Source organism: Hyphomonas sp., assembly GCF_965284475.1.
Lineage (GTDB): Bacteria > Pseudomonadota > Alphaproteobacteria > Caulobacterales > Hyphomonadaceae > Hyphomonas.
Map to the genome: position 1 here is coordinate 2,678,765 of NZ_OZ260087.1, position 24,522 is coordinate 2,703,286.

At 59.5% G+C, this 24,522-nt stretch carries 7 protein-coding genes (1 of these 7 running past the window's edge); all 7 read right to left on the reverse strand.

Annotated elements, in window-relative coordinates:
* Positions 1 to 5,860, reverse strand: partial view of an SDR family NAD(P)-dependent oxidoreductase gene (locus tag ACQ66M_RS13070; protein WP_430404397.1) — the 5' portion only. Its footprint begins 1,706 nt before the window's first position; only the first 5,860 of its 7,566 coding nucleotides appear in the window; its start codon is at positions 5,858 to 5,860; its stop codon lies off the left edge, out of view.
* Positions 5,857 to 10,218: a type I polyketide synthase gene (locus ACQ66M_RS13075; RefSeq protein ID WP_430404399.1), complete on the reverse strand. Its 4,362-nt coding sequence runs from the start codon at positions 10,216 to 10,218 to the stop codon at positions 5,857 to 5,859. Before ACQ66M_RS13075 ends, ACQ66M_RS13070 begins: the two co-directional genes overlap by 4 nt.
* Positions 10,215 to 16,607, reverse strand: coding sequence for a type I polyketide synthase (locus tag ACQ66M_RS13080; protein ID WP_430404401.1), 6,393 nt, complete (start codon positions 16,605 to 16,607; stop codon positions 10,215 to 10,217). Before ACQ66M_RS13080 ends, ACQ66M_RS13075 begins: the two co-directional genes overlap by 4 nt.
* A gap of 50 nt (positions 16,608 to 16,657) precedes the next feature.
* Positions 16,658 to 21,172, reverse strand: a complete 4,515-nt coding sequence (locus ACQ66M_RS13085; RefSeq protein ID WP_430404403.1) for a type I polyketide synthase — start codon at positions 21,170 to 21,172, stop codon at positions 16,658 to 16,660.
* Positions 21,173 to 21,204: 32 nt separating this feature from the next.
* Positions 21,205 to 22,005 carry a thioesterase II family protein gene (locus ACQ66M_RS13090; RefSeq protein ID WP_430404405.1) on the reverse strand — a complete coding sequence of 267 codons (801 nt, stop codon included), beginning with the start codon at positions 22,003 to 22,005 and terminating at the stop codon, positions 21,205 to 21,207.
* A 229-nt stretch (positions 22,006 to 22,234) separates the two neighbouring features.
* Positions 22,235 to 23,713: an oligosaccharide flippase family protein gene (locus tag ACQ66M_RS13095; protein WP_430404407.1), complete on the reverse strand. Its 1,479-nt coding sequence runs from the start codon at positions 23,711 to 23,713 to the stop codon at positions 22,235 to 22,237.
* A gap of 95 nt (positions 23,714 to 23,808) precedes the next feature.
* Positions 23,809 to 24,450: a 4'-phosphopantetheinyl transferase family protein gene (locus tag ACQ66M_RS13100; protein ID WP_430404409.1), complete on the reverse strand. Its 642-nt coding sequence runs from the start codon at positions 24,448 to 24,450 to the stop codon at positions 23,809 to 23,811.
* Between the last annotated feature and the right edge of the window lie 72 nt (positions 24,451 to 24,522).

Genomic DNA, 24,522 nt, shown 5'->3' on the forward strand with positions numbered 1-24,522 from the left:
GCTTCTCGGGGCTTCCAGCCGTCGCATAGATTTCTGCTCCGGCGGCACGGGCAATTTGAACGGCTGCCATGCCGACGCCCCCAGAGGCTGCATGGATCAGAACGCGATCACCAGCCGCTATCTTTCCAAGTTCGCGAAGGCAGTAGTCGGCTGTTACGAAAGGAATGGCGAATGCGGAACCATCCAGCATGTTGAAGTCGTCAGGAAGATGCGCTGCAAGGGCGGCTGGCAGCGTGACATGTGACGCGAACGCGCCACTTGTCAGAGCAACGACAGCGTCACCTGTTTCAAACCCCTCAACGCCTGTTCCCTTGGCGACCACGCGGCCTGCGCATTCGCCGCCAAGAGGAGGAGCACCCGGATATTCGCCAAGGGCGTTGAGCACATCGCGGAAATTCAATCCTGTCGATTCGACTGCAACTTCAATTTCTCCCGGGCCGGGCACGCGCCGCCGCAATGGTTGACGTTGAAGCTGGTCCAGACTTCCTGGTGCAGCATTTACAAGTCGCCACGGTTCGGTGTGTCCTGCTTCCATGGTTTCGGGACGCCATGGCCGGAGCCTTGCTACATACCGTTTCCCCCCTCTGATCGCGATCTCGGTCTCATTGTCCTGACACAGGAGCGAGGCGGCGATCACAGCATGGCTCTCAACGTCAGGGTCGAGATCAATGCGGCGGCATGCAAGTTCCGGCAACTCCAGGGGAAGGCTTTTGGCTAGCCCGCCAATGGCTGCGCTGGCTGGTCTGAGTTTCGATTCAGTGCCGGATACGTCCTCTCCTCCCTTCGTCAGGAAAGTGAGTCTGCTGGTCGGGCTTGCCTTCAGGGCTGCTTGAGATGCGGACAGGGCGGAGATGAAACGCTCCGACACATCTGTCACGCTGTCATCATCAACAATAACGATCTCGTCGAAGGGCTGGCTTTGATCCAGGAATGCTTCGAGACTGGATTCGCTGTCCGCGCCTGAACTCCGATGGAACACCGAAACCGTCTGGCCGGCAATCGTCAGTTCTTCTGCGAACGCGTCAGCCTTGGATTGTGATGAGGAGGCGATCAGCCAACGCTCAGAGCACTTGCTGGCCGATGCAACCAGGATGGTTTGCGATCCCCGGCAGCCGGGCACATCTGGATCGCCGTCGATCGCCATGACGTCTCCGAGACCTGCCTCCTTGAGGAGGTTGATCCATGCCGATTTTGTGAGCAACGGGGTCTTGTACCTGAGGTGAGTGTCCTCGTAGGCCCACCAGCCAGGCGTCAGGCCAACTGTCAGATCAAACCAGCGCTGCGGTTTTGTCACTTCCAGTATCACCAGCCGTCCGACGGGCGACATGACGTTTCTTAGGCGCTGCAGCGTCTCGCCCAGGTTTCTGGTAGCATGTACAACATTGGCGCCAATCACGACATCAATCGAATGCGCCTCAATGCCCTGTTCAATCAGGTCGCGTTCGAGATCAATCGTCTTGAACCGCATACCTGACCGATGCCCAAAACGGCTTTGGGCGCGATCGACAAAACTCTGTCCAATGTCAGTAAATGTGTAGTCAGCTTCTGCGTTCAGCTTTTCGACAAGACGTGCGGTTGTGCCGCCCGTACCACCGCCAATTTCCAGAATTCTGATGGTGCGTCCATGGGATACGAGATGAGCCACCATCTCCGAGATCAGCCCGTTGAAGTAGATCGACGTGGGCACGTCGCGGTAGAGTGCTTCATTCGCTTCGGTGCTGCCCGCCGGGAACAGCAGTTCCAGCGGATCGCAGTCACCGACCAGCGCCTGTGCGAATCCGGATTGTGCCCTGAGGACAATGTCCAGTTCAGGCGCGGCGGCCGGCGGAGCAGATTTACGCAGAATGTCTGCAAGCTCGCTGAATTGGGTTTGCTTCAGCTCACGCACAACCAGCCAGTCCTCACGAACCTGCTGCAGGTCTCCTGCTTCCGCCAGTATCTCCAGCAGGCGGTTGAACAGACGGTAGTGTCGCGGCAGAATCTTCAAACTATCTGCAAGAACAGCTGCATTGAATCTTTCACCTGCCGACGGCGCCCAACCAAGTGCGCCAAACGTGTTCCGGACGAATTCGACACAGACGTCCTCCAGTCTCTGGACGAAACGGTCATAGGCCTCGAGATTGGCCTCCGCGGCCAGGGAGTCAGCGTGATGCTCTGCGATCGTCGAAAGCTCCTGCGGCGTTGGGACAGGCGATTGTTCGACCCAGTCCATAGTGTGAAGGGCCTCGCCCAGCGGCCGACCTGCTGCAGTGAGCGTCGCAACCGGATCAAGCTTGCGAAGCCGGACCCCCACAAGCTCCATAACCACACTGCCATCGTCAGCGTATGCTGTGATGTCGGCGGACAGCATGTCTGCCCCCTCTGCGCGAACCGTCGCGCGGGTCCAGACCTGATGTCCGGGGGGCGAATGGATTGAGAACCGGTCAATGGCGAAGGGGAGGAATGCGCTCCTGCCGGTGGCTTGAACCTGATGTGTTGCGGCTGCCACTTGCAGGCACCCGTCAAGCACGAGCGGATGGACGGGAAGAGTTGGGTCTGTGGGCAAGTCGTCCGGTATCGTCACGCGGGCCCATGCGCATTCTGGATCAGCGTGAATGTCGCTCAGGACCTTGAATGCCGGTCCCAGCACAATTCCACGCTCATGCAAATCCTCGTAAAAATGCTCCGCGTCGACCTGACTGTCAGTCGGTTTAAAAGCACTCTCTATATCGATAACGGCGGGGACATCAGGGCTGGCTGCATGCATAGCTGTGGCATGCCTGCTCCATGTTGTGCCCGCGGACGTTCCCTGACGGCTCACCGAAAGCGTACCATCGGCTGCATGTCGAATGGTCTGCAGCTTTGTCTCCCGACCATCTCCTGGAATGGAGAGTGGTGCTTCGATAATGACATCCTCAAGTGATACGCGGCTGGCGGTCTCGGAGGCCGCCAATCCCGCGGCTGCCATCATGCTCAGCAGTGCTGCTCCGGGAACAATGAGATCGTCGTCCACAACATGATCACGGAGCCATGCAGGTGAGCAGGCCGATGCTTCGCCTTGCCATATTCGATCAGCCGCAGCAGTCGGAATGGCGTGTCCGAAGAGGGAGCCTGTCGACTTCAACGCATTTTGGAAGTGCGCCTTTGGAGCGATCCAGTGGCGCTCTCGTGCAAAGGGATAAGTCGGGACGTCTGTTACATTGCCCCCGCGCGCCTGCTCGACGGCGCGCCAATTGATCGGCAATCCGTTCTGCCAAAGCGATCCGAGGGTCAACTGAATCTGATCCCATTCATTTCGCCCACGACGTAATGACGCCAGAAAGGTCGCGCCTTCGCCAAAGTCATTCGCTTCGAGAGTCTCTCGGGTGAGGGCGGTCAGCACAGGCTGCGGCCCGATCTCCACATAGATCTGTACTCCATGCTCTGCCAGAGAGGCCGCACCATCTGCAAATCGAACCGTGTCGCGCATGTGCTGGCGCCAATATGCCGGTGTGCAGATTGTTTTGGAGTCTGCGGTCTTGCCGGTGAGGTTGGAAATCAGGCGAATTCTTGGAGGCGAGAACGCGACCTGACTGGCGCGCGCCTCAAATGCGTCGAGCACAGGATCCACCATGGACGAATGAAATGCATGCGACACGGGCAAGGTGCGATAGCGGATTCCGTTCGATTCCAGGTGGCTTGCCAAATCAGACAGTGCGGAAACAGGGCCGGCGACCACAGTTTGCTCTGGCGCGTTGACCGCGGCGACGCTCACGGCTGAAGGCAGGTATGGCAGCACCACTCCTTCGGCGGCATTGACCGACATCATGCCTCCGCCAGCTGGCAGAGTATTCATCAGCCTGCCGCGCTCAGCCACCACGTCCAGACCGTCCTCGAAGCTCAGGATGCCCGCGACGCAAGCGGCGGCATATTCCCCGATGGAATGGCCGATCACAAGATCAGGCTCAATCCCCCAGGATTGCCACACTCGGTAGAGTGCGTACTCGATGGCAAACAGGGCAGGTTGCGTATAGCGCGTCTGATCGAGCAGGCTGTCGTCTTCGGCTGCTCCGAATATGACGTCGAGCAGCGATACTTCCAGCCGATCCTTCAGGCGTTCCGAAGCGGCGTCCAGCACCGCCTTGAAAACAGGAATGCGATCATACAGCTCCCGGCCCATCCCAATGAACTGGGCACCCTGTCCTGTGAACAGGAAGGCTACCTTTGGCCTGGACCGAATGGGACCAGTGATCAGTTGATCATCACGGGCGACTTGCAGAAACCCTGCCTGCATTTCCGCGTGCGTAGCGCCTGACACGACTGCGCGATAGGGCAGCTGGGCGCGCCCGGCATTTGCCGTGCGGCACATGTCTTTTAAAGCTGGTGCGCTGGATTTCGACAGCGCCTCTGCGTGGCGAGATGCGAGTTCACGCAAGGCTTCCTCAGTGGCTGCTGAGACAGCAATGATCGACGGTTCTTCACAAGCTGGCGATGACGTGTGGCTGTCAGCTTCCTCAAGGACCACATGTGCATTCGTTCCGCTGAACCCGAACGAGCTGACCGATGCGATACGCCTTCCATTGATGGCCCCCCATGGCTCAGCCTGCGTTGGAATGCGAACTGGCAGACTATGCCAGGGTATGTGTGGGCTCGGCGTATTGAGGTGCAGGTGAGGCGGAATGCGCCTCGCAATCAGCATGAGCACCAGCTTGATTACACCGGTGACGCCGGCAGCTGCTTCGAGATGGCCGATATTGGTTTTCACTGATCCCACAATCAGCGGCGCGGCCCGGTGGGACGCGAAAACATTGCCGATCGCCTGCATTTCCTGCGGGTCGCCCAGCGAGGTTCCCGTGCCGTGGGCTTCAAGATAGCCTAGGTCCGAGGTCTCGATCCCGGCATCGGCCAGCGCGGCCCTGATAACCGCCTCTTGCGCCGGGCCGTTCGGAGCGGTCAATCCACTGGAGGGACCATCCTGGTTGATCGCACTGCCGCGTATGACCGCAAGCACGCGATCGCCGTCGGCCTGTGCGTCCACGAGCCGCTTCAGCACAATGACGCCGCAGCCCTCGCCGCGCGCAAAGCCGTCAGCGCTTGCATCGAATGTCTTGCATCGTCCGTCTGGTGCCAGCATGTGGGCGCGCGACAGTGCAATGAATATTTCCGGGGACAGGATCGTGTTGACTCCGCCCGCCAGCGCCATGCGCGTTTCACCGCGCCGCAGTGACTGAACAGCCTGATGGACCGCCACAAGTGAGGACGAGCACGCGGTGTCGATCGTGATGCTCGGCCCTTGCAGACCAAGCAGGTAAGATAGGCGACCGGAGACGATGCTATGCGCTATTCCTGAAGTGAAATGGGCGTCGAGGGCTTCCGGATCCTGTGTCGCAAGCTGCATGTACGCATAGTCGGAGCCAGTGACGCCACAAAACACGCCCGTCCTGGTGCCCGACAAGCTGTCAGGCGCGAGTCCGGCATTTTCCAGCGCTTCCCATGCGGTTTCGAGGAACAGGCGTTGTTGAGGGTCCATGCTACGCGCTTCACGCGGCGCAATGCCGAAGAGGTTGGCATCGAACCGGTCAACTTGTTCCAGAAATCCGCCCCTGTTTGTGGCAATGCCTCCCGGTTGATCAGGGTCAGTCGTATAATATTTGTCATGGTCCCAGCGGTCGGCTGGTATGGGGCGCGTCGCGTCGGTTCCGGAATCTAGAAGCTGCCAGAAGGCTTCCGGGCGGTCAGCGCCCGGAATACGGCAGCCCTGTCCTATGATCGCGATGGGAGCCCGTGCGGCATCTTCAAGCCTCTTTGCGCGTGCTTCAGCTTCTTCCAACGCCAAAAACGCCCGTTTGAGCGGCGAAAGCTCCGGAATGTTCGCGTCCTTGGTAGGGAGTTGAGACGTCATCGTTTGAGGCGCTCCAGCAGCAGGGCTTCAACCTCTTCGTCTGTCATATTGGTAACGTCCGTGGGAACGATGTCTTCAGTCCGTTGCCTGACGGCAGAACCAGCTTCTGCAGGTTTGGACGTGCCATTTATTGCGGACAGGAATTGGGACAGGGCGCCAATGGTCGGATAATCGAATACAAGTGACATCGGCAGCCCGCCGTCAATCCCGAGATCGTGGGTCAGGGCATTTCTGAGTTGAACCGCCATGAGCGAGTCCAGACCAATGTCGCGTAGTCTCTCATCATCGCCAGGTGGGCGGTCCGTCCGGCGGCGAAGCAACATCACGACACGAAGGCGAACGAGTTCACTGATTGCCTTGGCACGTTCGCCCGGCAGCGCATTGGCAATCGCTTCAATCGCTGCGGCAATTTCCGGAGCAGCTTCGAGACGGGGCGCTTCGATAAACTGGGGTGTTGCGAAGAGTGTGTCAGGCTGGGCGATTGCCGTATCCGAAGGGGCTCTCGCGACAAGCAGGTGCTGACCAACCGATTCCGCCGAGGAACCCGGTCTCGGCCAGCTCTCAACAGCGCTGAAGCCTGCGTCCAGCAGCGCACCTTGCCACTTGGTGGCGTCCATGAGTGCGAGGTCGTCACGCAGGTCGTCCTCTGCATGGCGCCAGCCCTCAATGAGACCAGTGGTCACGTCGAACCAAGCGAAATGCGTCGTCGACTCGATGAGCAACAACACGCCAGACGGGCGTAGGAGACTGCGAAGATAGGCCAGTGTATCCGGCAGGTTGCGTACGGCATGAACGGCGTTTGAGGCGAGGACAATATCGAAGCTGGCCGGTTGAAACCCCTGCTCGCTGGGCGAAGTCTCAAGGTCAAACCGCGCATAGCTGACGCGGTCATGATCGGCGAACCGTTCTTTTGCACGATCCAGGAATAGATCGGAAACATCCGTGAACGTGTAATTGCCCTGGGCGCCGTCGAGCACATCAAGGACAGCTGCTGTCGTGCCTCCAGTTCCTGCTCCCGCTTCCAGAATGGCGAGGTTTGGCTTTGTCGCTGCGAGTGCCTCGAAGGCTGCGGCGGCAAGGTCATTCATGTAACGCATGGTTGAGGATCGCTCGTACAGTCCAAGTGCAAGCGAAAAGTCGCCGCCGGGAAACAGTGTCTCCAGCGGACTGGCCTCGCCCCGCAGGACAGGACCGAGAAGGTTTGCGCAGTGAAGCACGTAATCACAAAGCGGTACGTTATCGCTAAGCATAGTTTTGACGTGGGTCATGGCAGACGGAAGGTCCGGGTTCGCAAGCTTGCGCGGCGCGGTTATCCGATCATTCTCGATGTCGAGATCATCGCTATCAGCCAGGGCATGAAGCCAGCGACCTACAAGCGGAACCAGTTCTGCGGTCACGCGCATTTGCCTGGATACGTCGGCAAAGGTTCGCTGTTCTCCATCTTCTGTAAACAGATTATTATCTCGAAGCAGGGAAATTACGAGTGCGCGGCGGAGATCGCCAAGAGCTTGCCATTTCTCTGGATAGGCTGCCGCGTCGAATCCAAGGGGGCCGCGCTCAGATTGCCTGTCCAGGCGAGCGGAAAGTCTTTTCCAGTGAGTGTCCGTTTGCCACACGCCTGACGCTCCGGGTTGCGGTGCGCTTGGGTGCCAGTGCCGGGTGCGCTCAAAGGGATAGGTCGGTAGCGGAACGCGGCGGTTGTTGCGGTTTCTCGAAAGGGAAGCCGGATCCACGTTAGCGCCATCAACGTAGAGGCGCGCCAGGCTCGTTGCAATCTCGAGACCAGGCTCGCCATTTCGGCGTAGGGATGCCAGAAACGCCGCCCTGTTGGATGACCCCGTTCGTTCGTCTGATTCCATTGCCATGGCAGAAAGTACCGGGTGCGGACCAATTTCAACAAAGTGCGTAATGCCGAATTCACGCAAGCTCTGAATTCCGTCGGCGAAGCGAACGGGTTGGCGGAGGTGATTGACCCAGTGGTCAGGTGTTTCCATGGCACTGGAGTCCGCAAACTCTCCCGTGAGATTTGATACGATGGGGATTGAACCCTTCTGGAAGTGGACTTTTTCAGCAGCGGCCTTGAAGCGGTCCAGAACCGGATCGACAAGAGCGCAGTGCGCAGCAAATGCAATCCTCAGAGGTTCGGCACGGATTCCCATAGTAGTGAACTGCGAGATAAGGGGTTCCAGTTCATCCGAATGGCCGCTCAGGACATGATTGTTCGGGCCATTATAGGCTGCAATCTCAACCGATTGCGTGCCTTCGGTGAGAGGCAGGATCGTGTCGGCGCTGGAGAACACGCTGGCCATCATCCCGCCACTGGCTGCCTCGGCCGACAGTCGACCACGCTCGGCGACAAGTGAAAGTGCATCCTGAAGCGGCAGAATGCCGGCGATTGTTGCCGCGACAAACTCTCCAAGGCTGTGCCCGCACAAGGCGTCAGGTATGACACCAAATGACATCCAGAGTCTCGCCAGTGCATATTCCAAGGCAAACAATGCCGGCTGCGCAACGCTCGGATCGATCACGCGTGTGTCGTCCTGGTCGGCATGCAAAACGGCCAGCAATCCCCCGGGGACAGCGTCTCCAAGCAGGTCATTGCATTGATCGATTGCATCCCTGTAAACCGGCTGCGTGTCGTAGAGCGCGCGCCCCATTCCTGGGTGTTGTGCCCCCTGACCCGTGAAGAGAAAAGCCACTTTCGGTCGGTTGCCGGGAATTGCACGTCCTGACACAAGGCCGGGATGGCATTGACCACTCGCTGCGCTTTGCAGTGCTGCCGAAAGTTCGGCCTTGTCCCGGACTGCTACGGCGAAGCGATACTGAAAATGGGCCCTGCCTTCCGCTGCCGTAAAGCACAGGTCTGTCAGCGGGTCGTTACGCTCAGCGAGTACCGTGGCCGTCCGAGCGGCGAGTTCCGACGCGGCTTCGGGCGTTCGTGCAGACAGAGGGAAAACCTGGCAGGGCAGGGACGTGTCGACCGCCTTCGGATCTTTATACTGAGCCTGTTCCAGCACCAGGTGGGCGTTGGTGCCGCTAAACCCGAATGAGCTCACTCCGGCTCGTCGTGGCCCTTCGTTGACTGGCCAGGGCTGGGGATCAACCGGTACGGTCACGGAACTGGATGGCCATTCGATGTGATCGTTGGGCGTCTTGAAATTCAGGTGCGCAGGTATTCGTCCGCTCTGCAGTGCGACGATGCACTTCAGGACACCGACGGCTCCAGCAGCAGACTCAAGGTGCCCGAGGTTGGTTTTGACGGATCCGACGAACATCGCCGGCGCGCCGCTATCGTCCCGGCTGTAAGCGCTCGCAAGCGCATTCATCTCGATTGGGTCGCCCAGCGGTGTGCCGGTGCCGTGCGCTTCGACATATCCAACTGTGTGCGCATTCACGCGGGCATCGTTCAGGGCCGACTTTATGACGGCCTCCTGAGCGGGACCATTGGGTGCGGTCAGGCCGTTGCTGCGGCCATCCTGGTTGATGGCGCTGCCTCGAATAATGGCCAGAATATTGTCGCCGTCTGCTTGCGCATCCTCCAGCCGCCGAAGGACGAACAGGACGCATCCCTCGCCACGGACATATCCGTCAGCATCAGCGTCGAACGTCTTGCAAAGCCCATCACTCGCCAACATGCTCGCGCGCGAAAAGTTCACATGAACTTCGGGAGAAAGGATGAGGTTGGCGCCGCCTGCCAGGGCAATGTCGCATTCTCCGGACTTGAGCGCGTGACAGGCGAGATGCATCGCAACCAGTGAAGATGAGCATGCGGTGTCCAGTGTGATCGCAGGGCCCTTGGCGCCGAGGAAGTAAGCCAGTCGCCCGCTCGCCACGGAGAACGCCGAGCCTGACGTGAAATAGGGATCGATGGCTGGCAGGTCGCGCAACAGGCTGCGCCCGTAGTCACTGTTGGCCATGCCAAGAAAGATTCCCAGTGACTTTTCCGAAAAACTGTCCGGCGCGTGTCCCGAATGCTCGAGCGCCTCCCAGCCTGTTTCCAGTACCAGTCTTTGCTGCGGATCCATGCTGGCGGCTTCAGTGCCGGATATGCCGAAAAATTCCGGGTCAAACATATCGACTTGATCAAGAAATGCGCCATACCTCGCCGATTTTGGAAGATCCGCAGGGGCATCTTCCGGGCGCCACCGGCTTGCAGGCACTTCCGTTATGACATGCCGGGCCTCATCAAGGAGCGCCTCAAATCCCGCCAGACTGGAAATGCCGCCGGGCAATCGCAAACCTGTTCCGACGATTGCAATCGGCCCGGAATAGCTGCCCGCCTCCTTCGCCTCAAGGTCCCTGCGGAGACGCCGTATTTCGAGCAGCGCTTGTTTGATTTGCTCAGATGCAGACGTCATGACTGCGGCTCCCGTTTCGCATCCCGGCTGATTCCGGAGGCGGCCAGTTCCTCCTCCAGTAGGGCGGCGAGTTCCTGATCAGACAAATTGTCGAGATCATCCGCGTCACGCATTGAAACCGTTGATGTTTCGGGCTTGGCCGGAGATAGGGCGCGATCCAGATGCTCAACCAGGCGATTGAGGGTCGGAAAATCGAACAGCAAAGTCGCGTTTAGCCGCAGGCCAATTCCACGTGCTAATTCATTGCGCATTTCGACGGCCATCAGCGAATCCAGACCGATGTCTTTTAGGGGTTTGTCGGGATCAATATTCATGTCGGTTTGAATTCCGATAATGTGTCTGGCGGCCGTCTCAACGCAGTCCCGAAGTTTGGCGCGGCGTTCGGCTGGTGACGCGATCTTCAGTTTTTCGCCTAGAGTCTGTTCCTGCGCTCTGACTGGTTCGCGTCCCGTTAACGTGGGTCCTTTCATGAACTCGGAAAAAGGACGCACATCCAGCGCTTCCGGTGCGGTCGCAGCAAACCTGCGCCAGTCAATTACCATTGCCATGGCATTTGGCATTCCCGACCGGAGCATCTGCTCAAGCTGCGGGAAACCAATCTCAGGTGTGATGTTCCCGAGCCCCCTCTGAGCCCAGACATCGCGTCCATTTGCAGCAAGCTCTGCAAGCATGCCTGCACCGCTCCAGGAACCCCAGGCGATACTCGAAGCCGGATATCCAGCGTGCCTGCGTCTTGCGGCAAGCGCGTCAAGCGCTGTGTTTGCGGCCGCATAAAGCGATTGACCCGGTGCACCGAGCGTCGTGCCTGCCGCTGAATAGCAAACGAAGAAGTCCAGCGGTAGATCGCGCGTAAGCTGATCCAGCGATTCGGCGCCTGCGAGCTTGCCACGAAACACCGCTTCCACATCTTCACGCTGGCGGGTCAGCACCGGGCCGTCACGCAAAGCGCCGGCTGCATGAATGATCCCGCGCAAAGGCGGCATCGTATCCTTGATCACCGCAAGCGCCTTCACGTTGGATGCATGATCGCCTGCATCACACGTGAGCACATGGACTCTTGCGCCAGTTTTCTCGATCCCGGCAATCGCGGCCTTGGCGGATTCGCTCGCAGCGTGACGTCCGCTCAGCACAATATGTTGCGCGCCGCTGTCAGTGAGCCACCGTGCCGTATAAAGACCAAGACCGCCCAGCCCCCCGGTGATCCAGTAGCTCGCATTGCCCCGGACAGTAGAAGTCAGCCTTGGTGGTACGCGGAGGACGACTTTCCCGACATGCTTGGCAGACGCCATGAAACGCATGGCTTCCTCAGTCTGCTCAATGCCGAAGACACGCGTCGGCAGGGGCGAAAATTTCTTGTCCGCTATCCCGGTCAGGACAATATCGAGCACAGGCTTAAGGCGGGCCGGTTCGGCCTCGATGATTTGCCCAAGGTCGTACACGCAATAGCTTGCAGCGGGCCGGATGGCTGAAAACTCATCTTGGCTGAGAAGATTCCGTTTGCCGAGTTCAAGAAAGCGCCCATTAGCCGAAAGTGATCGAACACTCGCCAGTATGAAATCGCCGGCCAGAGAGTTGAGCACGACATCGACGCCTTCGCCCTGCGTCGCGTCCAGAACCTGTTTCTCGAAATCGAGTGCGCGGGAATCAAAGACGTGATTGACGCCCAGGCTCCGCAGCATGTCACGCTTGCGCTCTGATCCAGCGGTCGTGAAGACTTCTGCCCCTCGGGCAAGTGCAATCTGGACCGCTGCGAGCCCGACACCACCAGCACCGGCATGTATCAGCACGCGCTCGCCCGCTTTCAGTCGCGCAATGCTGTCCAGCCCATAAAGCGCCGTTCCAAATGCGACTGTCAGGCCAGCTGCATCTTCATCCGTAATTTGATCAGGTATCAGCGTCATCCATTCCGCCGGAACGATGACTTCCTCGGAAAACGCACCGGGAGCATAGCCAAAAACACGGTCGCCTGCTTTGAATGCTGTCACCTCCGGGGAAACTTCAATAACTTCACCGGCGCATTCCACGCCGAGCGGTGGCAAAGTGCCATCCAGCATTCCAAGCGTGCTGAGGACGTCACGGAAGTTCAGGCCAGCATGTCGGACCGCGACGCGAACCTGGCCTTTCGAGAGTTTGTTCCGCTCCAGCGTTTCCATCGTGAGGCCATCAATGCCAGCAGAATCCCGGCGTCGGACAGCCCGATAGCTAGAAGTGCCTGCGAGGCGCGCCGGTGTAATATGCGGAGACAGCCAGTCCTCGCCCCTCAATGCCAATTTTGTGGGCCCTTTGCGCCCGAGCTGTGCAGACAGGGCTGCGGCAATCTCATTCGCTGAAGACATATCTGCTGCCGGATCGAGATCGATACCGCGAATGGCCATTTCGGGATGCTCAAGCGATGCTGTCGCAGCGAATCCCTGAATTGCCGCTCCCTGTACCGATGGCGCTGATGCGTCGCCATCAGTTGTGAAAGCACCGCGTGTGACAACAGCGAAGCTCGCCGAAGGTGCATGGGCTGCGATTGCCTGGACATGTTCCAGTGTCGTGATCACAGCCTCGGCAGGGCCAGCCCCGTCTGCCAGCCCTGTCAGATCGATGATTTGCCGTGGCTCGGGAGCTGCAGAGAGCCAGTTGAGGGCTGCGCTCAGTTCCCCTTCATCAGCTTTCAGGCCGAGTACACGCACGTCATCCGTGATCGCTTTCAAGGCGTCAGTCAGCTCTTCGCCCTGCTTGTCGCCAGACATGACAAGCCATGATTGCACGGGAGCGACTGGCGAGTGCGCTTCACGCGCCTCTGCCTGCCACCGGGTCGCATAGAGCTGTACCGGGGCTGCAATACCTGCGGCCAACGTGGCTTGCGTAGCTTTTGCGAAGCGCAGGCCTGTAATTTCTGCAATAAGCAATCCGGCGGGATCGCGATAGCTGATGTCCGCGATAAGCGTGCCATTGCAGCCGTTTGCAATGAGCCGCACTTCGGCGTCGAGGCTATGCGATGCTGACGGATTGAGCGTTCTGAATGACTTCACCGCAACCGGAAGCCAGGTCGTTGCGGCATCTCCGGCGGCGGCAATGACGCAAAGTTGTACGCCCGCGTCCAGAGCCGCTGGATGAACAAGGTGGGCGGACCCGGTCAGCGCCTCTGGCAATGTTACCCGCCCGGTAGCTGCAGCTGGCGCAATCTTGACGTCTGAGAGCAGCTGGAATGATGCGCCGAAATCAGCACCGATTGTGCGGAAACGCGAAATCACTGCCGAATCTGTAACGGTCGTCTTGCTATCGTTGAAGGCTTTATCGTCTGTCAGGAACTGGCTGTCGGGTTCGTATGGTCGAGCTGGAGCAAGGTCTGCCGAGACGCTGGCCTCAGCAATCGCCCTGCCTTCGGAAGTGCCGACATCATCATCCAGCAAGTTGAGCTTCAGTACCCAGACGTTTTTGCGGAGCTGTGCGACAACCTGCCAACGCGATTGGAGCTCGCCAGGTCCGCCTAGCGGTAGCGGCGCCAACTGGGTGAAATCATCAAGCCGCGCCGTCTGGCCGCCGATAGCCCGCGCAGCGGCGGCCAGCAGTTCCATGACTGCTGTCGCCGGTGCAATGGCCTGACCAAAAATCCGGTGCTCAAGCAACCAGCCCAAACTCGCTGTCTGGCCACCTTCGTAAACGACAAGGTCGTCGGCCGTGATGTTCAGGCGGTAACCCAGCAAAGGGTGACCGGAATCGATGCCGGCCTGTTGTAGCACCGACGTATTCACGTCCCGCCAGTGCCGTTGACGCTGCCATGGGTAATTGGGGAGAGAGACAACGCGTCCGCCTGAAGGCTGCAGGGCGGACCATTTCGGAGAATATCCGGTTTCGAATAGCTTCGCTGCACATTCGGCTATCACCTCCCGGTCGAGCCGGCCGCGTCGCAAGGTCGGAACGATTGGCCGGTCCGGTGCTCCGGCCTGGTCCATGCTCGCTGCAATCGAAGCAGACAGGACAGGGTGCGGGCCGATCTCGACATAAACAGTCCGCTCGTCGCCTGCTGTTGCTTGCATCGCCTTGGCAAAAAGAACTGGCGCGCGAATGCCGCGTGCAAAGTGCGCCGCGTCGACCTGCTCGACAGGCTTGCCCGTGACGGTGGAGATGGCACGTATGCCGGTTGCCGGATGTGAGGTCACCGCGCGAACAGTTTCAACCAGGCGCTTCTCAAACGGCGACATCTGTTCGCTGTGAAATGCGTAGCGTACGGGTAGGCGGTGCAGTCCAATGCCTTGCGTCTTGAGCGTATCCAGCAGCGCGTCCAGAGCAGCGGATTCTCCGGATATCACCGTCTCCCCCGGCGCATTAATTGCGGCGATGCTGAGCGCCTTGCCGAACGGGGCAATCGCTTCCGCCGCCGCCGCAGAATCCACCAACACCGAAGCCATGGCACCTGTACCGTCAGCGGCCTGCATGATCTCGCCTCTATGACAGGCGATACGGATAGCATCCTCGAGAGACACGATACCGGCTGATTGCAGGGCTGCGATTTCGCCCACGCTATGGCCGATGACGGTGTCGGGTTCCAGGTTCCAGGATTTCAGCAAAGCGACCAGCCCGGTTTGCAATGCGGTCAGCGCCGGCTGTGCAATCGCAGTCTCCTGCAATCGGCTATCGACGTCCTCCCGCGCGAGTTCTTCCAGGAGTGACCACCCAGCATATTGCCGAATCAGCCCGTCACATGTCTCAAGGTGCTTGGCAAAAACGGGCTCGCAGGCGGCCAGCGACATGCCCATGCGTGCCGTTTGGGGGCCCTGACCACAGAACACAAAGCAAATCTGTGGGCAGGGCGCTTCAATGGCTTTTGCGCTACGCTCTGCCAATTTCTGGGCGAGGGCGGTCCGGCTCGTCGCCGACACGGCGATGCGATGCGCATGATGCGACCGCTTCTCTGCCGCTGTGTGGCAGAGATCCGTCAGGGAAGGAGAGGGGGAGGCGAGTACGCCCTGCCAGTCTGCCGCGCTTTGCAGCAACCCTTCCGGTGTGCGTGCCGAAAGCGGCAACGTCCAGATGTCACTGTCTCGTGCATCAGATTTTGGAGCATCGACTTTTGGCCCGGCCTCAAGGATGACATGCGCGTTCGTGCCCCCGACGCCAAACGAGCTGACACCGGCGAGAGGCGTGCCGATTGACCTGGGTAATGGCTGCCGCCTGGTCGCGATTTCAAAACGCGTCCGGTCCAGGTTAATGTGCGGGTTCAGCTTCTTGAAACCGGGCTGTGCTGGCACTTCACCCTTGTTCAGGACCAGTGCCGCCTTGATGATGCCAGCCACGCCGGCTGCCGCCTCAAGATGCCCGATATTGGCCTTTACGCCGCCCAAGAGGCAGGTCGGGCGGTCAGCCGCTTTTGCGCCAATTGTTTCAGTCAGCGCATCTACTTCGATCGGGTCACCCAGGATCGTACCGGTGCCGTGGGTTTCGACGTAGACAATATCATCTGCGTCAACCCGCGAGGTTGCGACAGCTTCGCGCACCAGGGCTGCCTGGGCCTGCACATTGGGAGCGGCAAGCAAAGTCGACTCCCCGTCCTGGTTCACAACCGAACCACGAATCACAGACCATATACGGTCGCCGTCCGCCAAGGCGTCGGACAGGCGCTTCAGGGCAATCACCCCGCACCCTTCGCCCCGCCCGAAACCATCGGCGCTCGCGTCGAATGTCTTGCACAGGCCATCAGGCGCCAGAAATCCGAGCCGCGACATGCTGACCATCAGTTCCGGTGCAAGGATGGCCGAGACCCCGCCTGCCAGAGCCACATTGCTCTCGCCGGTGCGGAGACTTTGGCAGGCCAGGTGCACGGCAACGAGCGAAGACGAGCACGCAGTGTCGATGGAAACGCTCGGACCGCGAAGATCGAAAATGTATGACAGCCGGTTCGCCAACACGCTGTGTAGCGTGCCCGTCAGGGTTCGCTGGTCCATGGCGGCGGGGTCGCGGTAGAGCATCTGTGCATAGTCATTGTGATAACTGGCTACAAACACCCCGGTGCGTGAACGCCGCAGGTCTTCGAATCGAATCCCGGCGTCCTCCATTGCCTGAACAGCCACTTCAAGGAAAATCCGCTGCTGGGGATCCATCTGATCGGCTTCGCGGGGCGGAATACCGAAATATCCTGAGTCAAACGTGTCGACAGACTCAAGGAAAGACGCACCAGCGGCGGTGCTGAGTCCGACAGCATCCGGGCCCTCTCCGTGCCATTTTCGAGCATCCCACCGGTCTGGTGGTACGGGCGATACCGTCGTGCGACTTTCCAGCAAAAACGACCAGAAACTCTCAGGGTCGTTGCCGCCTCCGGGGAACCGGCATCCAATTCCGACAATCGCGATCGGATCAGCTGCGAGTGTCGCGCCAACTTTTTCGCGTGCACTGCGCGCCATCAAGGCAAGTTTTATGGAAGAAACTCGATTTGTATGCGTTTCAGCGTGGCTCATTTGCGCCCTCCAAGTAGGGCCGCAAGGGCTTCATCTTCGCTCAGGCCCTCGATTGTTGAGAAGCTTGTCTCAAGGTCGTCGGACGAAAGAGCCGCTTCCGGAACCGGTGCAGAGGTTGGTGTCTGCGCGCCATGTGGACTGGCGCACAGGAAGTCGATGATTTTACTGGCTGTCGGATAAGTCCAGGCTAGCGTGGCAGGCAGAGGGCGCCCCACCAACTTTTCAAGCGCGTTCCGCAATTCGATGCCCATCAGTGAGTTCAATCCCAAGTCCCCGAGAGGTCGAATTGGGTCAAAGTCCTCAGGGCGCAGCTTGAGGACCTTCGTCACGATCGCAGGAACAAAGGTCATCGCTGCCTTCCGGCGGTCGGTCAGGGACAGACTTTCGAACGACGCGTTGTCAGAAGACGTGTCGACGCCCCCGGCGAACAGCTCTTCGAATAGATGGTACGCGCGCCCTGGCCGGCTTTTGCTGAATGCCGACCAGTCCATTCGGAACGCGCTCACGGCAGGCATTGACTGGCCGATGACCCAGTCAAGCAAGGCATCTCCTTCGCGCGGATCCATGGCGAGTTCGCCATGTTCCTCGAATTCGTCTGCGACATGATCAAGCGCAGCGCGACCGAGTTGGTTCCACGGGCCCCAAGCGACGCTCACAGCGGCTTGTCCACGCGCATGCCGATCATACGCCAGGGCATCCAGGCCGCAGTTTGCGGCAGCATAAGCCGCCAGCCCCTGGTGGGGAACAAACGCCATCGTGGAGGAATACAGAACGAACAGGTCAACGTCCGGAAATTCACGGTCAAGTATTCGCGCGCCATCCAGTTTGGGGGCAATGGCCAGATTGAAACTGTCTTGGTTCGTGTCAGCTGCAAGCCGCGTATCATAAGCTGTTGCCAGATGGATCACCCCCTTGACGGACGGCCGCATTTCGGATTCGCGCGCTAAAAGAAATGCCCGCAAGGCGTCGGCATCCGCAATATCAAGCGCCGCGATCTCCACCGAAACGCCGGAAGCCTCTAGCGCAACAACGCCTGCGATGCGGTCCGCGTCATCGGTTCCTTCGGCGACACGCCCCCAATGCTTGCGAGGCGGAAGAGGGCGCCGCGACATCAGGATGATGTGGCGTGCACCGGCGTTTGCAAGGACACCTGCTGCCCGCAGCCCCAGTGCACTCAGGCCGCCGGTAATCAGGTAGGCGGCGTCCTTCTTCAATTCGGGACCCGTCTTGTGAGCGCCAGTGTTCATGAACTGGCGCAAGCGCGGGACAAACCAGCTCCCTTGTCGGTACGCGGCCTCAGGCTCCGCGCTATCGGCCAGGCACTGGCTCGCCAGTGCGTCCGCCTGTTCGGCAAGCGGAAAGTCGGGGTCGGAATCAATGAGGCGAAAACTGAATTCGGGATGCTCATCGGCAACGACCCGAAAGGCACCCATCATGGACGCCTGATCGATAGCCACACGCTGTTCCGGGCCACCTGCAACTGTGGCGCCTTGCGTTACGATTATGACCCTCTGAGACCCGACACTGTTCTCGCGCAGGAGCTGAAGCAGCCTGATGGGCAAGAACCCGGCACCCAGGTCTGGTGCGATCGACACGATTCCATGATAGGTGTGACCCGAAGCGAGCGCACTATGAGCGGCCTTAAATTCCAGGCAATCGACCTCGGCGCCTGTCTTCTTCAGCGCGGCAGCCAGTGCACTCGCATCTATCATCTCTGGGCTGATGACCAACCAGTCCTGCTCTTGCGCCGAGGTTGCGTCCTTGTGCTCTACCGGCTTCCAGGCAAGCTGGTGGAGCATGTCGCGCGCGTCTTCGGACAGGTGCGGGCGTTTGCGGTTGTTGCTTGTATGCGTCCCCTCGGCTGCCTCGTGCCAATGCCGGGAACGTTGCCAGGGATAGTGAGGCAGCGGCACATCGTGACGCGGCGTGCCTGAATAGGCGCCCCAGTCAATATCAGTGCCGCGTGTCCAGAGTTTAGCCATGCCTTCGGCGATGATATCCATTGCCGGGCTGTCGCGGCGCTCACTGGCAGCCAGGACAGCATCCGCATCCCCGTGGCTGAGAATCTGCTCGACCGATGTCAGCAGTACGGGATTGGGACCAAGCTCGATGAATGCACCGGCGCCTGCCTCCAGCGCTGCTTCGACAGCGTCAAGGAATTGCACGGGTTCGCGCAAATTTCGTGCCCAATAGCTGCCATCCAGTTGCAGGCCGGCCGTTGCGCTACCCGTTACGGTCGAGAGCATTGGTACGCTGAATTCGGCGGGGGTGATGTCATGAAGCTGGGATGCGAGCTCAGGCGCCAGCGCCGCCATTTGCGGACCATGGGACGCAACGTCCACCTTGACCTTGCGACAGAAAATGCCGTCGCCTGAAAGCTTTTCCAGAACGGTATCCAGTGAAGCGACCTCACCAGAAATGATGCTTGCGCGGGGGCTGTTGATTGCGGCAACACAGAGTTTGCCGGAGTAGGGATCCAGAATCGGCTCGAGATCCGCTCGCGGGAGTTCCACCAGTGCCATGCCGCCCTCGCCGCTGGTGCGCGCCATCAGGGCGCTACGCGCAACCACTACCCGCATTGCATCCTTCAGGCTAAGAATTCCCGATATGGCCGCCGCAGAGACCTCGCCCATGCTGTGGCCGATTGTCAGCATCGGGTGAACGCCAAATGAGCGCCACAGTTGCGCATAGCTGATCGCGAGTGCGACGAGTACGGGCTGAATCACCCCGATTTCGCTGAGGCGATGCCCGGCGTCGCTGTCTCCGAGCTGAAGCTGTTCCTGCAGAGACCAGTCCACCAGTGGCGCAAGAGCCTGCTCACACGCATCGATGGATTGCCTGAAGACCGGTTCGGCTGCGATGAGCGATCGTGCCATGCCAGTCCATTGTCCGCCTTGCCCCGGCGCGACAAATGTCACGACCGGCGAAGTGTCCGTCCAGACCTGCCCACGAATCGCATCGTCATCACCGAAGCGGAAGCGTTCAAGGGCCGCGATCAGTTCATCGCGGTCATGGCCAACAAATGCGGCGCGATTTGTGAGGGCTGTCCGGTTGCCGGCCGCCGCGGCGCAAATTTCGTGAACGGATATACCAGTCTCAGTACGGAGTGTTCTTTCATACAGCCGGGCAAGTTCACGCAGGGCGTCGTGGCTCTCGGCGGAGATTGGCAGGATGGCGGGACGAGAACAGTTCGCCTGCGTGATCGGTCCCAGTTTGGCTGCCGGCGGGTTCTGAACAAGAAGGTGCGCATTCGATCCGGCAATCCCGAATCCACTGACGCCGGCGATCCGTTCGGGGCCATCCCAAAGCTGGCGTTCGCGCGCAATTTCGAGCGGCGCGGAATCCCAGTCGATGTCCGGGTTCGGAGTGTCAAAGTGGAGGCTGGCCGGCACATGTCCCATCTTGACGGCCAAAGCTGCCTTGAGCAGTCCGGCCATGCCGGCCGCGCCTTCCGTATGTCCGATGTTCGTCTTGACCGAGCCAACGTGGAGAGCCTGGCTGCGGCCGCCCCCAAGGACGGCACTGATCGCGCCGAGTTCTACGGGGTCACCGGAACGTGTCCCTGTGCCGTGCGCCTCGACATAGCCAACGGACGCCGCTGGCAAGTTCGCATCAATAAGCGCCTGGCGGAGCAATGCTTCCTGCCCTTTGCGGCTGGGTGTCCCGAAAGAGCCGCTTGACCTGCCATCATTGTTGATGGCGCTACCGCGAATGACGGCATGTATCCGGTCGCCATCCGCCAGCGCGCGGTCCAGCCGCTTGAGCAGAACGAGGCCGGCTCCTTCACTGCGAACATAACCATCGCCAGAAGCGTCGCCAAACTTGCAGCGCCCATCTGGTGCCATCATGCGGCTCTGCGAGTAGCCGACGGTGATGTGGGGGCTGAGGATGACATTGACCCCCGCCGCAAATGCGAGATCGGACTCTCCCGAGCGAAGGCTTTGTATGGCGAGATGCACGGCTGTTAGCGATGACGAACAGGCTGTGTCGAGTGTCAGGCTCGGGCCCATCAGGTTCAGGAAGTGCGACACACGTCCGGATGTCGTGTATCTGCCGCTTCCCGTCGTCATTTCGAAATCCGTGATCGTTGGATCGCTGAGGAGCCGCATCTCGAAATCGCTCAGCCATTGGCCGACATAGACCCCGACGGATTGTCCAGCCAAGGCTTTCGCGTCCAGGCCCGCATCTTCAATCGCTTCCCAGGCTGTCTCCAGCAAGAGCCGCTGCTGCGGGTCCATGCGCTCCGCTTCACGAGGTGAAATATGGAAAAATCCCGCGTCGAACTGCTCGATACCCTCAAGGTATCCGCCGAAGCGCGTCATGATCCGGCCAGGCGTCGCCGGCGTCTGCGAATAAAGCCCGTCTACGTCCATGCGGGTTGGAGGGATTTCACCCACAGCATCCCGACCTTCACACAACATCTTCCAGTAGGCATCAGGCGTATTCGCGCCGCCGGGAAAGCGGCAGGCCATCCCGATGATTGCTACTGATCGAGTTGGTTCAGGCGCCATATCTTTCACCCTCGACAAAGCTGAGCTTGCGCTCACGGACTACTGGGTGTTGCAGCTGCGGGCATTTTTGCTTCCAGAACGTCCTGGATATGCAAAATGAGTGCCGAGCGCTGGTCTTCCAGATAGAAATGCCCTCCGTCGAACATCTGAAGACGAAAGTCCTGTTCGGTCCAGGATCCCCACCCCGCGAGAAGATGTTCGGGAACCAGCCTGTCGTCCTTGCCGCCAAGAGCGCTGATGGCGATCGGTAACCGGCGGGGAGTGGCGCGCTCGATCCTTTCAAGCGTGCGAATATCGGCCTTCAGCGTTGGCAACAGCAGTTCCAGGACTTCCGGTGCTTCAATGATTTCGCGCGGAATGCCGCCATAGCGCTTGTTCACCTCTTCGACGAACGTCATGTCATCGAGGTGTGAGAGCGGGCCAACGGGGCTGGGCAAGTTGGGCGGTTGCCGTGCGGAAAGAAAGAGGTGCATCGGGGCGTGCATTTCCTGCCGTACGATCTCGGAGGCAAGTTCCGAAGCGAAGACAGCGCCCATACTGTGTCCAAAAAAAGCGTAAGGCCGGTCTGTCAGGGTGGACAATTCCGGAAGAATGGATCGAACGAGTTCAGGAAAACTGTCCAATGGAGGCTCTGCAAGCCGATTGGCACGGCCGGGGGGCTGGACGGGCACGATTTCCAGCCAGGCCGGGGCCTGGGATTGCCATGCCCGATACATCGCGGCGCCATAGCCAGCGCACGGAAAACAGAACAGGCGGATTCGCATTTCAGCCGTAGGCGAGGAACGGAAAAACCAGCTTGCAGCCTGCTGCATGCCACCACGGTTGGGGGCCATGTTACGGATATCCATGATGCTTTACTGTCCCACACCCGTTCCCGGTCGACAACACGGCATCGAAATACCTGACCGAACACTATTTCAAATTACACTTTGCCATGGAAATAGCCACGGTCACAACAAACTTGTGCGAGCATTACAGCACAGCTGTTGTTGAGGAATTGCTACTTTTCGAACATTTTTTGCAGACTGCGGCAGCGCCGGGAATTTGCAACCTCTGGTGCGCTTAAACGCGCCTCCCGCGTGGCCGCAAAATGCCTGTGATCCGACGTGCAATGGCGCGCAGGATGCGGGCAAATTCCATGTGGAGTGGGTGCTTGAGCAGGTAGAGGGAAGCAATCCAGCTCACACCTGCGACACCGACCGCCAGAAGGCCCTCCGCAAGGCCGACATTTGCGCTGCCACCAGAATAGTGAACGATTGCAAGCGGGCCGGCAACAGTCGCGGCGGTCGCAACCGCACTTCGGGAGAGTGCGCGTCCGATATCCAGCCATGTAAATCGTATCACATAAGCCTGCACGAACCAGGTCGACAGGACCACGTTGATCGCAACAATAGGCCATGTGGCCCACGCGACGGCATGGATTCCATACTGTGCGCTGATGACAATTGTCGGGAGTACGATACACGCCTGCAGGATCGCGAGCAGGAATGCACGTCGCACCGCACCCTGGGCAATCAGGATGGGATAGTTCAGTCCGGGGGGAAAATTCAGGAGCAGTCCACCTGCGATAATCTGCACTAGTGGAATGGTTTCGAGCCAGTCATTACCCAGGAACAGGCGGATCAGGGGGGCGGCAAGGACGATGATCAGGCCGAGGCAGGGCCAGATCAATCCGCTAATCCGCTCGACGGCAGCAAGGTAGTATTTCCTGAGGTCACTCTTTTCGCGGGCGGCCTCAGAGAAGGCCGGCAGGGCCGCAGCGCTGACGCCGGCCATGACGGTGCGTTCCGGAAACTGGGCGATCATTGATGCGCGGTTCAACAGGCCGACCATGGCCGGCGGCATGAAATTGCCAACGGCCATAACGGAGAGGACTTCCGTTGCGCGCTGCACAATGCCGGTGCCGCCACTGAACAGGCTGAATGACAGGACGTCTTTCCAGGCGCTGAACGATGGCCGGAAAATTTCGAAACTCGGGCGGAAGTAGAGCAGCAACAATGTGCCGACCAACGCCGAAACAACCTGCGCGTATGCGAAACTCAGATAACTGGCGCCAGCGATGGCTGTGCCGATCAGGACCGCTGAATTGAAGACTGTCGATGCGATGTTGATTACAGCGAGCTTTCCAAATGCGAAGTCGCGCGCAAGCAGCGCATGTAGCGGGTAGACGATGGCACCCACCGCAAACGGAACAGCGCAAATCTTAAGATAGAGATCCAGGCCCGGCGAATTGAGCAGGCGAGCCAGGGCCGGTGCTGACAGAACCATGCAGGGGAGGATGGCGAGGGTCAGGAAAAGATTCAGGGTAAACGCAGCGCGCAGTTTCGCGAGCGTCAGCTCCTTTGCCTGGATAATGTAAGCTGACGAGCCCACGTCGCGTAATGTGTTTGCCATGAGCAGAACGGCTGCGCCCAGAACTGTAACGCCGAATTCTGCCGGATTGATCAGACGGGCAACAATTGCCGTTGTGACCAGCGTGATCGCTGTCGATACATACTTGTCAGCCGTGGCGACAATGACGGCAGTCCTGATTTTATCCATAAGACTTCCCCCGGCTGAGTGCGGATTCCGTTTCAGCGCCGGTCAGGACAAGGCACACCTGAACCATGCTGACAAGCAAAGGACGTGCCGCAGTGTCAGAGTATGTAGAAGTACTTGAAATCGTATGAACCATGCGGGGCTGCCACGGCGGCGCGGTAACCCTGAACCGGTGGCACGTCCCATAGGCCGTACGCATTGATGGCGTCAGCTGCGCCCCAGGCCCGCAGGACAGCAGCCGGCGCGTCAGGATCGACCCTGACTTCGAAACAATTCAGTGGAATTTCAAGGCCTCGACCGTCGGCCTTGATCAGGGCCTCCTTGCGCGTCCAGCAGGCAAAGAAGCCATCCAGGCGCCGCATCTCATCAAGTGCTGAAAGTTCGACATATTCGCCAGGCGCGAATGTGTCCTGGGCGAGCCTCTCCATTCGGTCCAGCGTGCGGATTTCTTCAATGTCCACGCCGATACTGCCCTCTGTTGCCACCGCCAGAAGGCCCCAGCTGCCAGAGTGGGACAGATTGAAACTGAGTGGTCGCGCATGTTCTGGCGTCTGCAGGCGGGGTTTGTTGTTGGTGCCGATGGCGAAAGTCAGGTCTTTTGCCGCGCCGGCACCACAAGCGCTCAGGACGATCCGCATGGCGCCATGTGCGGCGATAAATCGTGAGCGGTGTTCTGCGAAATGGAAGCGCTCGGCGCGCTGACGCTCATCGGCGCTCAATACATCCATAAGTTGTTCCATCTCCAAGGGCGGTTCTGCCGTGTTGAATAACCAGATATGCACGGAACCAGGCTCGGGCCGCCACGAAGGGTG

What these genes read in the sequence shown, in the direction of transcription:
- ACQ66M_RS13075 (WP_430404399.1), bottom strand. Translation starts at nt 10,218, where the DNA reads ATGACGTCTGCATCTGAGCAAATCAAACAAGCGCTGCTCGAAATACGG.
- ACQ66M_RS13100 (WP_430404409.1), bottom strand. Translation starts at nt 24,450, where the DNA reads ATGGAACAACTTATGGATGTATTGAGCGCCGATGAGCGTCAGCGCGCC.
- ACQ66M_RS13095 (WP_430404407.1), bottom strand. Translation starts at nt 23,713, where the DNA reads ATGGATAAAATCAGGACTGCCGTCATTGTCGCCACGGCTGACAAGTAT.
- ACQ66M_RS13085 (WP_430404403.1), bottom strand. Translation starts at nt 21,172, where the DNA reads ATGGCGCCTGAACCAACTCGATCAGTAGCAATCATCGGGATGGCCTGC.
- ACQ66M_RS13090 (WP_430404405.1), bottom strand. Translation starts at nt 22,005, where the DNA reads ATGGCCCCCAACCGTGGTGGCATGCAGCAGGCTGCAAGCTGGTTTTTC.
- ACQ66M_RS13080 (WP_430404401.1), bottom strand. Translation starts at nt 16,607, where the DNA reads ATGGCGCGCAGTGCACGCGAAAAAGTTGGCGCGACACTCGCAGCTGAT.